13 protein-coding genes are annotated in these 14,703 nt (G+C 42.2%); 10 read left to right on the top strand and 3 right to left on the bottom strand.

Translation table 11 applies throughout. The features are described 5' to 3' along the window. The first annotated feature begins 444 nt into the window (after positions 1 to 444). From trmD to argH, 7 genes are all read left to right on the top strand, one after another. Positions 445 to 1,164 (top strand): tRNA (guanosine(37)-N1)-methyltransferase TrmD, encoded by a 720-nt coding sequence (gene trmD / locus GJB62_RS12930; RefSeq protein WP_114084481.1) that lies wholly within the window; start codon positions 445 to 447, stop codon positions 1,162 to 1,164. 75 nt (positions 1,165 to 1,239) lie between these two features. Beyond that, entirely contained in the window at positions 1,240 to 1,722 is a 483-nt protein-coding gene (gene ispF, locus GJB62_RS12925; protein WP_114084482.1) for a 2-C-methyl-D-erythritol 2,4-cyclodiphosphate synthase, read from the top strand. A gap of 5 nt (positions 1,723 to 1,727) precedes the next feature. Continuing rightward, positions 1,728 to 3,527, top strand: coding sequence for an ABC transporter substrate-binding protein (locus GJB62_RS12920; protein WP_114084483.1), 1,800 nt, complete (start codon positions 1,728 to 1,730; stop codon positions 3,525 to 3,527). Between the two features lie 249 nt (positions 3,528 to 3,776). After that, entirely contained in the window at positions 3,777 to 5,561 is a 1,785-nt protein-coding gene (locus tag GJB62_RS12915; RefSeq protein ID WP_114084503.1) for an ABC transporter substrate-binding protein, read from the top strand. Positions 5,562 to 5,612: 51 nt separating this feature from the next. Then, entirely contained in the window at positions 5,613 to 6,401 is a 789-nt protein-coding gene (larB, locus tag GJB62_RS12910; RefSeq protein ID WP_114084484.1) for a nickel pincer cofactor biosynthesis protein LarB, read from the top strand. 105 nt (positions 6,402 to 6,506) lie between these two features. Next, complete coding sequence (locus tag GJB62_RS12905; RefSeq protein WP_109009975.1) at positions 6,507 to 6,716, top strand: hypothetical protein; 210 nt, start codon at positions 6,507 to 6,509, stop codon at positions 6,714 to 6,716. A gap of 187 nt (positions 6,717 to 6,903) precedes the next feature. Further along, positions 6,904 to 8,289 (top strand): argininosuccinate lyase, encoded by a 1,386-nt coding sequence (argH, locus tag GJB62_RS12900; protein WP_114084485.1) that lies wholly within the window; start codon positions 6,904 to 6,906, stop codon positions 8,287 to 8,289. A 224-nt stretch (positions 8,290 to 8,513) separates the two neighbouring features. Here the strand turns inward: argH and GJB62_RS36670 are convergent, their stop codons facing one another. After that, positions 8,514 to 8,681 (bottom strand): hypothetical protein, encoded by a 168-nt coding sequence (locus GJB62_RS36670; protein WP_012412073.1) that lies wholly within the window; start codon positions 8,679 to 8,681, stop codon positions 8,514 to 8,516. A 537-nt stretch (positions 8,682 to 9,218) separates the two neighbouring features. Then, the gene (locus tag GJB62_RS12895) at positions 9,219 to 9,824 is read right to left on the bottom strand and encodes a PEP-CTERM sorting domain-containing protein (protein ID WP_114084486.1); all 606 of its coding nucleotides are present in this window, start codon (positions 9,822 to 9,824) and stop codon (positions 9,219 to 9,221) included. A 446-nt stretch (positions 9,825 to 10,270) separates the two neighbouring features. On the opposite strand from GJB62_RS12895, the gene GJB62_RS12890 reads away from it, so the two are divergent. After that, a complete protein-coding gene (locus GJB62_RS12890) occupies positions 10,271 to 10,765 on the top strand; it encodes an NUDIX hydrolase (protein ID WP_114084487.1) in 495 nt (164 codons plus the stop codon). A 270-nt stretch (positions 10,766 to 11,035) separates the two neighbouring features. Further along, a complete protein-coding gene (locus GJB62_RS12885) occupies positions 11,036 to 11,848 on the top strand; it encodes an alpha/beta hydrolase (protein WP_114084488.1) in 813 nt (270 codons plus the stop codon). Between the two features lie 133 nt (positions 11,849 to 11,981). Here GJB62_RS12885 and GJB62_RS12880 read toward each other — a convergent pair whose 3' ends face one another. Further along, complete coding sequence (locus GJB62_RS12880; RefSeq protein ID WP_114084489.1) at positions 11,982 to 12,791, bottom strand: pantothenate kinase; 810 nt, start codon at positions 12,789 to 12,791, stop codon at positions 11,982 to 11,984. 109 nt (positions 12,792 to 12,900) lie between these two features. On the opposite strand from GJB62_RS12880, the gene GJB62_RS12875 reads away from it, so the two are divergent. Further along, entirely contained in the window at positions 12,901 to 14,625 is a 1,725-nt protein-coding gene (locus GJB62_RS12875; RefSeq protein ID WP_114084490.1) for a diflavin flavoprotein, read from the top strand. Positions 14,626 to 14,703: the final 78 nt, after the last annotated feature.

Raw genomic sequence — 14,703 nt, 5'->3', positions numbered from 1 at the left:
GAAGTTTTGAAACTGGGCAGCCACTCTCCGAATTCTCGCTTAACGCTCGCGTTGCCTCAGTCTAAACGTGTTTGTTCCCATTCCTCAAAGCCAGGGCCTTGTTTTTCACCTGTCCACTTGCAGCAGGGCAAAATAGTCTTTAGGGGGCTAGATTCCCACCCTGGGGCTGGGGACGAGCAGGTAAGACTACGCTTTTTTCTGAGGCTGGCTCGATGCATCCTGGAAGTTGTTAACTTGATATGATTATTAATTTAAATGTAGTTGTGACAACATTTAAACATAAATTAAGTAATTAGAAAAACTTTTGATCCCATCTAAAATCCAAGAGGTCTGGTAGTTTTAGATACTATTGATAAAGTTTAACTGGAGTTTGACTCGACCTTGGCTTGGCGGTGTTTGCTAGACATCCAAATTTAAGATTAGTGTCCTTGAATACGAATAACTGTGCGCTTTGATATAGTTACACTTTTTCCTGACTGTTTTAACTCTGTTCTCAATTCTGGATTATTGGGTAAAGCCTTAGCTAAACAGATTGCCGAAGTGCATCTGGTTAATCCACGGGACTTTACCACTGATAAGCACCGAAAGGTGGATGATGAACCCTACGGTGGCGGCGTTGGGATGCTAATGAAGCCAGAACCGATTTTTAACGCCGTGGAGTCGCTGCCGATTCTGCCCCGAAGAGAAATAATTTTGATGAGTCCACAGGGTCAAACAATTAATCAACCTCTTTTGAAAGAATTGGTGACAAATTATGACCAGCTAGTGGTTATTTGTGGGCATTACGAAGGAGTCGATGAGCGGGTGCTGCATTTGGTAACTCGCGAAGTATCTCTAGGCGATTTTATTCTGACTGGCGGAGAAATTCCAGCAATGGCTTTGATTAATGGTGTAGTGCGACTAATACCAGGAACCGTGGCCAAAACCGAGTCTCTCACAGCAGAAAGTTTTGAGGAAGGCTTATTAGACTATCCCCAATATACTCGTCCTGCCAATTTTCGCGGTTTGAAAGTGCCTGATGTCTTACTCAGTGGGAATCATGCAGCGATCGCCAAGTGGCGTTACGAACAACAAATTCAAAAAACCCGCGATCGCCGCCCTGATCTTCTAGAGGAATGGAAGCAGGGGAGCAGGGGAGGTAGGGGAGCAGGGGAAGCAGGGTGAGAATAATAATTCCTAACTCCTAACGAATGACAAATGACCAATGACAAATGACCAATGACAAATGACAAATGACAAATGACAAAAATTCGTATTGGTAACGGCTACGATATCCATCGATTAGTGAGCGATCGCGCTTTGATTTTGGGTGGAATTCAAATTCCCCATGAACTGGGTTTATTAGGACACAGTGACGCTGATGTGTTAACGCACGCGATTATGGATGCCATGCTTGGGGCATTATCTTTGGGGGATATTGGTCATTATTTTCCGCCAACCGATCCCAAATGGGCGGGAGCAGATAGTTTAGTACTATTAACTCAAGTACATCAACTGATTCGGGATCAAGGCTGGCAAATAGGAAATATTGACTCGGTGATAGTAGCAGAACGTCCAAAATTAAAGCCGCATATTCACACTATGCGCGACAAACTAGCGGCGATTTTAGAATTAGAACCAAATCAAATTGGTATCAAAGCTACCACTAACGAAAAATTAGGCCCCGTTGGACGTGAGGAAGGTATATCTGCTTATGCTGTTGTCTTGCTTTTGAAAGAATAAAAATTATGAAATATTCGACAATTTTTCACATAATTAAGCGTTTTTGCTTACCAATAATTCTGGCTTCAGCAACAGCAATTACAGTTACCGCCTGCAATCCATCTAACTTTAAAACCGCAGCCGCACAAGTTCCACAGTTAGTTGTTTCTACTACGAGTGACCCGAAAACCTTTAACTACGCCCTCATCCAAGAATCTCCCAATATTGCTGGTTTCACTTATGAAGCATTAGCGACCCAAAACGGAATAACTAAAGAAATTGAGCCAGCTTTGGCTGAATCTTGGGAAATTTCCCCAGACAAACTGCGGTTTGTCTTTACCTTGCGAGAAGGATTGAAGTGGTCGGATGGTAAGCCATTAACAGCCGATGATGTCGTTTTCTCTTTTAATGACATCTACATGAACAAGCGCATTCCCACTTATATCCAAGATGCTCTCCGAATTGGGAGCAGTAAGACTTTTCTGAAAGTCCGCAAAGTCGATGAACGCCGAGTAGAATTTATTCTGCCAGAACCGTTTACTCCTTTCTTGCGATCGATTGCAGCAGGGGTAGGAATATTACCAGAACACGCCCTGCGTGCAGCCGTGGAAGCAAAAAACTCTGACGGTAAGCCAGTGTTTATGTCCACTTGGGGAACCGACACAGACCCGAAAAAAATTATTGTTAATGGCCCTTACGCGATCGAGAGTTATTCAACCAATCAACGCTTAACATTTCGGCGCAATCCTTACTACTGGCGCAAAAAAGATGCACAAGGAAAACAACTACCATATATTGAGCGCGTAATTTGGCAAATTGTGGAATCGCCTGATACAGCTTTGCTGCAATTTCGTTCTGGAGGGTTAGATTTACTAGAAATTGGCCCTGGAAATTTTCAATTGCTCAAGCGTCAAGAAAAGCAGGGTAACTTTACCATTAAAAATGCTGGGCCTGACTCTGGGACAAGTTTTATCACTTTCAATCTCAACAAAGGTAGTCGCAATGGCAAACCTGTTGTAGATCCTATTAAGTCCCGCATTTTTAACAACGTTGCTTTTAGACAGGCTGTCGCCTACGCTATCGATCGCCAAACGATGATCAACAATACTTTGCGGGGATTGGGTGAACCACAAGACTCTCCAATTTCTGTTCCCAGTCCCTATTATTTCTCTCCCAAAGAAGGTTTAAAAACTTATGATTACAATCCAGAAAAAGCTAAACAAATTTTGTTGGGAGCAGGATTTAAATATGATGATAAAGGTCAACTGTTAGACGCGGATGGTAATCGAGTCCGCTTCACAATGATGGGTGTTGCTGGTAATAGACCAACAATTACACCGAAAATCCAACAGGATCTCGGCAAGATAGGTATTAAAGTTGATTTACAATTTCTTGACTTCAGTATTATTGGAGAAAAAATTTCTAATACCCTAGATTGGGAATGTTGGTATGGAGCCATCACTGGTGGTATTGAGCCACAAGATGGTTTTAATGTCTGGTCTGTAGAAGGTAACTTTCATGTATTTAATCAAAAAGCTCAAGCCGGACAATCCCCAACAGTAGGTTGGAAAGCTACCGATTGGGAGCAGAAAATTGAAGACCTCTACATCCAAGGGGCAAGAGAATTCGATGAAACAAAACGCAAAGCTATCTATGCAGAAACCCAACAACTCTCACAAGAGTATCTGCCTTTTATTCACCTATTCAATTCCCTCGCTTTAGTAGCCGTGCGTAATACTATTGAGAACGTAAAATACTCAGCGATAGGAAGTTACAATTGGAATATTTATGAACTTAAAGTAGTAGAAAGTAAAAAAACTAGCTAATTTTTATGTTTTATTAAGACTAAACTTCATCATATCAAATTCGCTTAAAGACTTAGGGACTCCAAGAAATAAATTATCCAAATAAACGTAGACGCGGAGCGGCTTGCCGCAGGCTACCACAGAGACACAGAGAACACAGAGAGAGGAGAAATAGAGAGGGTTTTTTCGTCAGTTTTGGGACATTTTTTTATTTGGAAGTCCCTATAAAACCTGTAGGTTGGGTTAATGAACTATTTGTGCATTAAAAGTATGAAACTTTTTAGAAAAATATTTCTGCTGATTAAACGTTTTTGGTTGCCAATAATTCTGACTTCAGCAACAGCACTTACACTTATCGCCTGCAACCCCGCTAACTTCAAAAGTGTAGCTGCTCAAGTGCCGCAATTAGTAAGTGCCATTCTCAGTGACCCTAAAACTTTTAATTATCCTCTCAGTGAGGAGGTTCCGAATGTTTTTCCTTTGATTTATGAAGGATTAACTACAGAAAACCCTATAACTGGCAAAATCGAGCCTTCTTTAGCGGAATCATGGGAAATTTCTGATGACAAATTGCGGTTTGTTTTTACCCTACGCCAGGGATTGAAATGGTCTGATGGGCAGCCTTTAACAGCAGATGATGTAGTATTTACCTTCAACGAAATTTATCTTAACGAAGCGATTCCCGCAAATGCTAGAGATGTGCTACGGATTGGTGAAAGTCGGGCATTGCCAAAGGTACGAAAAATTGATGCTCAACGAATTGAATTTACGGCTCCAGAACCATTTGCACCGTTTTTAGGAGCTTTAGGGGTGCCAATTTTACCTGCCCATACTCTAGAACCATTTGTCAAGACAAAAGACCAAGAAGGTAAGCCAATATTTTTGTCAAAATGGGGCGTTGATACTCCTCCAGATCAAATTATTGTTAATGGCCCTTACAAGCTAGAGCGCTACGATACAAGTCAGCGTGTAGTATTTAGGCGCAACCCCTACTATTGGCGCAAAGGACCCAAAGGAGAGTCGCAACCTTATATTGAACGGATTGTGTGGGAAATTGTGGAATCAACCGATACCTCATTGCTGCAATTTCGTTCTGGCGGGTTAGATACTGTGGGAGTCTCACCAGATTATTTTTCTTTGCTAAAGGTGCAAGAAGAACAGGGGAATTTCAAAATTTTCAATGGTGGGGCAGCAACAGGTACGACGTTTATTTTATTTAATTTAAATAAAGGTAAAAGGGATGGAAAACCCCTGGTTGATCCAATAAAATCGCGTTGGTTTAATACTGTGGAATTTCGACAGGCAGTAGCTTATGCGATTGACCGACAAACAATGATTAACAATACTTTTCGTGGTTTGGGTAAACCACAAAATTCACCCATTTCCGTGCAAAGCCCTTATTATCTGTCGCCTGAACAAGGACTAAAAGTTTATAACTACAATACAGAAAAGGCGAAAGAACTGCTACTTAAAGCAGGATTCAAATATAACGACAACAACCAATTAATAGATGCTCAAGGAAACCGTGTCCGCTTCTCATTGCTCACCAATGCTGGTAACAAAATCCGCGAAGCAATTGGATCGCAGATTAAACAAGACCTGAGTAAAATTGGTATTCAAGTTGATTTCACACCTCTGGCATGGAATACTTACACAGATAAGCTGTCAAACTCATTAGATTGGGAAGTTTCTATGCTGGGTTTAACTGGTGGTTTAGAACCAAATGATGGGGCTAATGTCTGGTCGCCCGAAGGTGGATTGCACATGTTTAATCAGAAACCCCAAGCAGGACAAAAACCGATTCAAGGTTGGGAAGTGGCTCCTTGGGAAGCAGAAATTGCTAAGTTATACATTCAAGGGGCAAGGGAATTAGACACAACCAAGCGAAAAGAAATTTATGCAGAAACCCAGCGAATTACTCAAGAGAATTTACCGTTTATTTATTTAGTTAACGCTTTGTCGATGTCAGCAGTGCGTAATCGCTTTGAAGGTATCCAATACTCTGCACTGGGTGGTGCATTCTGGAACATTCATGAAATAAAAGTAACGGATTAGTTATTAGTTATTAGTCAGTGGTTAGTGACAAGAATAAAGGAAAAAGGACTAATGACAGATGAAAAAACCTTGCGATCGCTCCTCCAAGCGGTTGCCAATGGTAAAGTTACGCCAGATACGGCATTAGACTCACTCAAAAACTTAACTTATGAATCTGTGGGTGAGTTTGCCAAAATTGACCATCACCGCCAGCTAAGAACTGGTTTCCCAGAGGTGATTTGGGGGCCTGGTAAGACTCCCGACCAAATTGCTCAAATTATGGAGGTGATGCGCCTCCGCAACCCGGTGGTGATGGCGACTCGCATTGAACCAGCAGTTTATACCGTACTGCAATCAAAAGTTAGCGGTTTGCGATATTACGATTCGGCGCGAATTTGTGCGATCGCTCCTCCTAAGATCGAACCACTATTTGCAGGTGAAATTGCCATTCTTTCTGCTGGTACTGCCGATTTAGCTGTTGCTGAAGAAGCAGCTGTAACTGCTGAACTTTCTGGTTTCCGGGTACAGCGCCTCTGGGATGTTGGCGTTGCCGGAATTCACCGTTTATTAAGTAACCGCCACCTAATTGAGTCAGCATCGGTGTTGATTGTCGTGGCAGGGATGGAAGGCGCTTTACCCAGCGTTGTCGCTGGTTTAGCGAGTTGTCCTGTGATTGCCGTACCCACCAGCATTGGTTATGGTGCGAGTTTTGGCGGGTTAGCACCTTTATTGACAATGCTTAACTCTTGTGCGGCGGGAGTAGGTGTAGTAAATATCGATAATGGTTTTGGTGCAGCAGTTTTGGCCGGGCAAATTTTGCGAACTGCCGAGAAATTGCGGTTGGCATCGGCTGAATCTTGAGTTAAGACATTGAGGTTATATGCAATATTTCAGTAAATATCAGGAATTTATCTAAAAAATAAACTGATGCTGAAATTTGCCACCCCAACCTTTTAATGACCAAATATGAGCCATTACAGCGATTTGATATCTCGGTTATATTGGCATTTGCCTGTAAATTTGACAGCACTACTAGCACAAACAATTACCGATCCAGACTTGATGGGTCAGGTTGAAAAATCTTGGCGTCACTTTATACAAACAGGTCAAGTGTGGGCATTGTTGATTGGTTTAGTCATTGGCTATATGATTCGGAATTTAACTAGCTACGGTTAAATTTAAAAGTTAGGAGTTGAAAGTGAGGAGTGAGAAGTTAAGAGTCAGAAACTTATAACCCGGATTTCTCACCATACTGTAGGGGAGTGTGGGGAGTGTGCGGGGTCAGATTTCTTCCCCATCCTCCCACACCTCCCACACCTCCCACACTCTTAACTCTTAACTCTCCCCCACCCTCTTGATATTTATGACCAAAGAACAAACTTGGAGCCAGAGGTTTGAATCAGCGTTGCATCCAGCGATCGCTCGTTTTAATGCCAGTATAGGTTTTGATATTGAATTAATAGAATACGATCTGACTGGTTCTCAAGCCCATGCCAAAATGCTAGCTCACACGGGCATTATCTCCTCAGAAGAAGGTGAGCAACTGGTTGCAGGTTTAGAAGAAATTCGCCAAGAATACCGCCAAGGTAGATTTCAGCCTGGTGTCGATGCAGAAGATGTACATTTTGCAGTTGAAAAACGACTGACAGAAATTGTCGGCGATGTGGGTAAAAAACTGCATACGGCGCGATCGCGTAATGACCAAGTTGGTACTGATACTAGACTCTACCTCCGCGACCAAATCCAGCAAATCAAAAGCGAATTGCGAGAATTCCAAGGTGTTTTACTGGATATAGCTGAAAAGCACGTTGAAACTTTGATCCCAGGCTATACCCATCTGCAACGCGCTCAACCAGTGAGTTTAGCTCACCACCTCTTGGCATACTTTCAAATGGCACAACGCGACTGGGAACGCTTAGGAGATGTTTCTCGCCGCGTCAATATCTCACCTTTGGGGTGTGGTGCTTTAGCGGGAACTACTTTCCCTATTGATCGCCACTACACAGCCAAACTATTAGATTTTGACAATATTTATGCTAACAGCCTCGATGGAGTGAGCGATCGCGATTTTGCGATCGAATTCTTGTGTGCTGCTAGCTTGATTATGGTTCACCTCAGCCGCCTTGCAGAAGAAGTCATTCTTTGGTCATCTGAAGAATTTCGTTTTGTCACCCTCAAAGATAGCTGTGCTACAGGTTCCAGTATCATGCCCCAAAAGAAAAACCCCGATGTACCAGAACTCGTGCGGGGGAAAACAGGGCGTGTATTTGGTCATCTCCAGGCAATGCTGGTGATTATGAAAGGGCTACCTCTGGCATATAACAAAGACCTGCAAGAAGATAAAGAAGGTCTATTTGACAGCGTTAACACAGTCAAAGCATCTCTAGAAGCAATGACGATTTTGCTCAGAGAAGGCTTAGAATTTCGTACCCAGCGTCTAGCAGAAGCCGTAACCGAAGATTTTTCCAACGCTACCGATGTAGCAGATTACCTGGCAGCACGGGGCGTTCCTTTCCGGGAAGCTTACAACCTCGTGGGTAAAGTGGTCAAAACTAGTATTGCCGCAGGTAAACTCCTGAAAGATTTGGAATTGGAAGAGTGGCAACAACTACATCCGGCATTTGCAGCAGATATTTATGAGGCAATATCCCCCCGTCAAGTTGTGGCAGCCCGCAACAGTCACGGTGGTACTGGCTTTGTACAGGTTAGCAAAGCACTCATAGCTGCTCGCGCTCAAATCGATCAATAAGGGAATGGGGAGTAGAGAGCAGGGGGCAGGGGAAACAAGAGGACAAGGGGACAAGAGGTGAGAACTTGAAACAAGTCTTTCCCCTTGCCCCCAATTCTCCTTGTCCCCAAGTCCTCTTGCCCATGCCCCATGCCCAATGCCCCATACCCAAAAATAAATAAGGGCGTACAAATGTGCGCCCTAAACAATAAATAATCTATATAAAAAGGATTTAAGCAGACAGCTTAGTCAGTGTCAGCTGCTGTTGCTGCGCCTTCTTCTTCTTCACTCTTGGGTGGTCTTTGTTGGAACCTTCTCTGCATTCTTCCTGTCGTAGTTCGTTTACGAAACTTTCTGGCATACGCCTGGTTCCGTAGCGCCTTTTCTTTTTTCGGGTTACGGCGCTTGGCCATGTTCACCTCATTAAATAAACAACAAAAGAGTAGCAACTAGGCATCACGTAGGCAATATTAGCTACCAATGTTATTGATATACTTGTAGCCTAGTGCAGCAATCAATACGCTTTAAACAGTGTACTAGTCTACCGCGTTTTACCTTATTTTGTCAATAACAATTTAGAATTATCCCCACCAGCTAGACAAAATATACATTTTATTAGATGCAAATACATCAAAAATATGTAAATTAGCTAACTAGTTGTTCTTGCAAAAAACCAATGAAGAAGCTATCTCAATACTGCTCGGAGTCAGACATTTTACACAAAGAATTTGGCTGAGGTAAAAGATAACTGGGCTTGGGTTAAAGATTTTTTCTTTCCCTTTTTTCCATTAACAAAGCAGTATTGGAAGCTATCCTACTAATAAAATTCAGTATTCGCTAAACTTCAACTGAATACATTGCTTTCAACTTCATTCAAAGCAAATGTAATAGGTACAAGCAAAATTGACCGTTTTTCCCTATTCGTGCAACAAAGCCTTTTATTGATGGTTTTAGGAAACTTTTTCAAGCTTCTTATCAGTTAATTTAGATGGCTTATTACGTTTGAGTGCTGAAGGGACACAAACAGTAGCGAGGGCAAATAAGCTAAGGATAGAGGTGGGTTCAGGTACGGTGATTATGCTTGCAGAAAAACTGATGGGTAACTCACTATCTTCCGTCCCCAAATTTTCAAAACCTGGTATCAGTGGTGGAACAGAAAAAACTTCTAAATAACTTGGCGTTGGCAAAAAACTAGCGAAAAATGGACTAGAATAGTTTCCCCCCGATGTAGAATAACCAAAACCATCACCTGTTAACTGCTGAGTATTAAGACTAATTAAATTGTCAACATTAAAAGGTTCGTTTCCTGGTATTGGAGTGCCTACAGGTTGCAGACCAGTAATCGTTTCACCATTTCGTGTACCCGTAATTCCTAAAATCTGATAAAAACCCAAATCGTCAGAGGTGTTATCAGTGGTAAAAGTACCAATCGCCTCTATACCAGTACCAGAATAATTCCAATTCCAAGTTAAAGCAGAGGCGGTTTGCATTGTACCGAAAACCAATCCAGATGTGGTGGTGAGGGCTATGGCAGATAGTAGAGCTAGATTTTTCATTGGGTTGTTTGTGCGATCGCTTTTAGCACACCAAAGGCGATCGCGGTTTTTGTAAAGGATTTTCGTATATTAAGCTGAATTAGCAAGAATTTGGTGGCAATCTCCAATACCGCTTAATTGCCTGTTTAAAATTCAGAATTTAGACATACTTATTCAGATTAATTTTTTGAAAGTGCCTTGAAAAAATATTAATGATAGCTGGTTTGAGCAAAGCTAATGTTATTTATAAACTGAAAAGTTTTCTAACTTAACAAATGGTATGTATATGTAAATACAGTGCTTCTATTGAAAGTTAATGTTAAGATTAGTGATATTCTACGTAAATCGTGAGAATAAAATCTCAAACCACAAACAGTTTTGTATAAAACAAAACTCGACGAAATTTTATGAGTTGAGTTTATGTAAGTGGTAGAGAGATATAGAATACAACATATCAATTTTGAAGATTGAACGTTATTGCTTTTTTTCCGGCAGCTGTCCAGTCCACACGTAGCTTATGGCGTATTGGACAAACAGTATTGGGTATTATATTTCGTCATCCCATTACTGGTACTAGTATCATCCCAATTTTACCTGATGGTCGCATAGTACTGATCCGACGGCGTGATGATGGTCTTTGGGCATTACCTGGAGGCATGGTGGATTGGGGAGAAGATATTCCCAACACAGTCCGCCGGGAATTGATCGAAGAAACCGGGCTAGAATTGGTGAAAATCAACCGTTTGGTAGGAGTTTACTCTGCACCAGACCGCGATCCCAGAATCCATTCAATTTGTATTGCGGTTGAAGCCGAGGTGCATGGGACAATGGAGATTCAAGATACTTTGGAAGTCATGGAAATCCAAGCTTTTTCTCCTAATTTGCTACCTTCAGGACAGATGTCTCACGACCATACTAGGCAGTTGCAAGACTACTTAAATGGCTTGACAACACTGGCATAACAATATTTTGTTATTAGTCATTGGTCATTTGTCCTTTGTCATTGGTCATTTGCCGCCAAAATTCTGATTTAAGGAAGCCTCTATTATCTACGAGAGGCTGCGCCCTAAGCGTAGCTATGCCGCAGGCTTTACGAGACGCTAGGCTAACGGTTCAGACTTCTCTGTTTATAATTTGCCCAAAACTAATGACAAATGACAAATGACTAGTGACAAATGACTAATGACAAATGACTATTTATTATGGTGCTAAAAGTTAACTACTAAATTAAAATGAATACACTATTCCGTAACTCCCGGATAAAGCTCTCTCAAGGGCTTGTATTCTGGCGTGAAGTCGGTGAAAAAACTCCTATAATTTTTTTACATGGTGCTTGGAATGAAAGCAGTCAATGGTTATCTGTGATGGAGTCCCTTGCACAAGATTTCCATTGCTTTGCACCTGATTTATTAGGGTTTGGTGAGTCAGAGAATCCTAATATCCACCATTCGATAGATTTACAAGTAGAGTGTTTAGCTGAATTTCTACAAGCTGTCAAGCTAGAAAAAGTATATTTAGTAGGACATTCTCTTGGGGGTTGGATTGCTGCTAGTTATGCTTTAAAGTATCCTGAGAAAATTGATGGTTTGGTACTGCTTGCACCAGAGGGCGTAGAGATAGCAGGACAGGAAGAGTATTGCCGAAAGATGCGGCGATTATTGAATTATCCACCACTCATGGTTAAATTGTTGCGATCGCTAACTCCCTTAACTAAAATCCTGGGTTGGCATGAGAAAATTGCCCAAGACTTGCAGTTGCGTCAGTCGCTATTGCCTTATCCCAGAGGTTGCCAGTTACTTTTCAAACGGCGACAGATAGAAATTGAAGCGGAATTAGTGCAAAAGCGGCTTTATATGATAGACGTGCCGGTTTTTATTTTACAAGGTGGCCAAGATACACCAGATGCTTTGGCCAAGAGTCGGGTTTATGCTCAACTGATGCCCAAAGTTGAGTTGAAAATGATTTCCCATGCCGGAAATGATTTACCGGAATCTTGTGCTGGGGTTGTAGCACTTGAGATTCGGGAGTTTATTAAAGGAAATTAGTAATTACAGATATCCATAAAAGAAGGTTTATTTATATTCATTAAATAAACGCCAGGGTCAATATAATGTCTAGGTCTTAAAACCGAAATTTTCATTTTTTAGCGCTGCGAAATACTTAATTTTGTCAGTTGCCTTAATCACCCATTACTATTTCCTGTATTCCCCAAAAAATTAAATTGGGTTCTACAATCAAACGTGCTGTAATTTCAGGATACAAGGCTTGCAGATAGTTGAGTAATAAAGTGCGATCGCCCCCTTTAATCGCAATTTTGCCATCAGTAAATAATTGCAACCACGCCTCAATAAAATCTTTAATTCCAGCTAATATTGTATAAACTACTCCACTCTGAATAGCTTCTATAGTATTGATAGCAAAACGTGGTGGTAGAGATGGAAAATTTTGCATTTCCACTAATGGTAATTGTCCTGTTTTTTGACCGAGAGTTGCAAATTGTAAGCCCAACCCCGGCAAAATTGCACCTCCAACTAGACACTCATTAGAATCCGCAGCCGTAAAAGTTAGCGCTGTCCCAGCATCAATTACCAACATTGGAAAACCCCAAATTTTTCCCGCTCCCCACAAAGCTAAAGCGCGGTCAATTCCTAGTGTGGAATAAACACCTTTTAGCGGTACTTGGTCTAATGTAATAACATGAGTATTTGGGTAAGTTTGCCAAATAGCAGTTTGACTGGGAACTACGGAGGCGATTAAGAGAGGGCAGAGGGGGTGAGTGTTTGTTAGAGATTTAAATTCGGGAAAAATTTTCTCTAGTAAATCATTCAGGGTTTGACATTCAGCCAACTGTTGTATAACAGACTCAGGAAGATAGTCAGTATCCCATGCTGAATAAAGCGTCTCGCCAATAAACAACGCCCAATGTAGCCGAGAGTTCCCAATTTCCAACGCTAGCCAAATTTCCTCTCTGTACTTCTGCGGTTTCACACTTTTAACTTTTTTAAGTCAGCCATAGATTTTTTAATAAAAATTAACATTCATCACGTGTAACAATAAAAGAAGAGGAACAAATACTCATTGTGTCAAGGAGGGAGTTATGGTAGCGCTCACCGAAAAAACTGAAAAACGGCTCACCATACAGACTGTGGAAATCGCTCAAGAGACGACGGCAATTCGCTCTTTAGACTGGGATCGCGATCGCTTCGATATTGAGTTTGGTTTGCAAAACGGTACTACTTATAACTCGTTTCTCATCCGTGGGGAGCAGACTGCTTTAGTTGATACCTCCCACGAAAAGTTTCGTCAACTATATTTTGATACGCTCACCGGACTAATCAACCCAACGGATATTGATTATTTGATTATCAGCCATACTGAGCCAGACCATAGCGGTTTGGTTAAAGACTTGTTGCAAATGGCTCCAGAAATTACCGTTGTCGGTTCTAAGGTGGCGATTCAGTTTCTTGAGGATTTCGTACATCAGCCATTTAAGCGGCGGATTGTGAAAAATGGCGATCGCTTGGATTTGGGCAATGGTCATGAATTTGAATTTGTGATTGCTCCAAATTTACATTGGCCGGATACCATTTTCAGCTTCGATCACAAAACCAAAACTCTCTATACCTGCGATGCTTTTGGGCTGCATTATTGCTCAGATAGCACCTTTGATGAAGACTTGGCAGCGATCGAAGAAGACTTTCACTACTACTACGATTGCTTGATGGGGCCGAATGCGCGGTCGGTTTTGTCTGCCCTGAAGCGGATGGGGGAACTTAAAACCATCGATATGATTGCCACAGGACACGGGCCGTTATTATCTCACAATGTTGAGGAACTAGTTGGACGTTACCGCACTTGGAGTCAAACCCAAGCCAAGCCAGAAACGGTAATTGGAATATTTTATGTTTCCGAATATGGATATAGCGATCGCCTCGCCCAAGCAATTGCCAACGGGATCGGTAAAACCGGTGTCGCCGTGGAAATTGTCGATTTGGGATCTGAAGTCGATTTACAAGAACTGCGGGAACTAGTCAGCCGTTGTGCAGGGCTAATTGTTGGTCTACCTCCGGCTTCTGGTGCTGCGAGTATCCAATCTGCACTCAGCACAGTTTTAGGATCTGCCAAAGAAAAGCAAGCTATCGGCGTTTTTGAAACCGGTGGTGGCGATGATGAGCCGATAGATCCTTTAGTGAGTAAATTCCGTAATTTGGGTTTGACAACAGTTTTTCCAGCGATTCGGATTAAACAAGCGCCCACAGAAAACACTTACAAGCTGTGTGAAGAAGCGGGTACAGACTTAGCTCAATGGGTAACACGCGATCGCAGCATCAAAGCAATGAAATCTCTGGGTGCTGACTTAGATAAAGCACTGGGTAGACTCAGTGGCGGACTGTATATTATTACTGCCAAAAAAGGTGATGTATCCAGTGCCATGCTAGCCTCCTGGGTTGCTCAAGCCAGCTTCAAACCCTTGGGATTTTCCATTGCAGTTGCCAAAGATCGGGCGATTGAATCACTCATGCAAGTAGGCGATCGCTTTGTTCTCAACATTTTAGAAGAAGGCAATTTCCAACCACTCATGAAGCACTTTTTGAAACGGTTCGCCCCTGGTGCTGATCGCTTTGAAGGAGTAAGAACCCAGCCAGCCGAAAATGGAGCCCCCATCCTCAACGATGCCCTCGCCTACATGGAGTGCGAAGTCGTCAGTAGAATGGATTGCGGCGACCATTGGGCAGTATACAGCACCGTCTACGCCGGACGAGTTTCTAAACCCGATACTTTAACTGCTGTGCATCACCGCAAAGTCGGAAATCATTATTAGGGATTAGGGATTGGGGACTGGGGACTAGGGACTAGGAACTGGGAAAAGTTTTCCAAATACCCAACACCCAATACCCAA

Source organism: Nostoc sp. ATCC 53789, from assembly GCF_009873495.1.
Classification (GTDB): Bacteria; Cyanobacteriota; Cyanobacteriia; order Cyanobacteriales; family Nostocaceae; genus Nostoc; species Nostoc muscorum_A.
The sequence above is the reverse complement of the archived record's forward strand: the minus strand, read 5'-3'. Positions and strand labels throughout refer to the sequence as shown.

Coding starts and splice junctions, on each gene's coding strand:
- GJB62_RS12915 (WP_114084503.1), top strand. CDS start 3,777: ATGAAACTTTTTAGAAAAATATTTCTGCTGATTAAACGTTTTTGGTTG.
- GJB62_RS12895 (WP_114084486.1), bottom strand. CDS start 9,824: ATGAAAAATCTAGCTCTACTATCTGCCATAGCCCTCACCACCACATCT.
- ispF (WP_114084482.1), top strand. CDS start 1,240: ATGACAAAAATTCGTATTGGTAACGGCTACGATATCCATCGATTAGTG.
- larB (WP_114084484.1), top strand. CDS start 5,613: ATGACAGATGAAAAAACCTTGCGATCGCTCCTCCAAGCGGTTGCCAAT.
- GJB62_RS36670 (WP_012412073.1), bottom strand. CDS start 8,681: ATGGCCAAGCGCCGTAACCCGAAAAAAGAAAAGGCGCTACGGAACCAG.
- GJB62_RS12885 (WP_114084488.1), top strand. CDS start 11,036: ATGAATACACTATTCCGTAACTCCCGGATAAAGCTCTCTCAAGGGCTT.
- GJB62_RS12875 (WP_114084490.1), top strand. CDS start 12,901: ATGGTAGCGCTCACCGAAAAAACTGAAAAACGGCTCACCATACAGACT.
- argH (WP_114084485.1), top strand. CDS start 6,904: ATGACCAAAGAACAAACTTGGAGCCAGAGGTTTGAATCAGCGTTGCAT.
- GJB62_RS12920 (WP_114084483.1), top strand. CDS start 1,728: ATGAAATATTCGACAATTTTTCACATAATTAAGCGTTTTTGCTTACCA.
- GJB62_RS12905 (WP_109009975.1), top strand. CDS start 6,507: ATGAGCCATTACAGCGATTTGATATCTCGGTTATATTGGCATTTGCCT.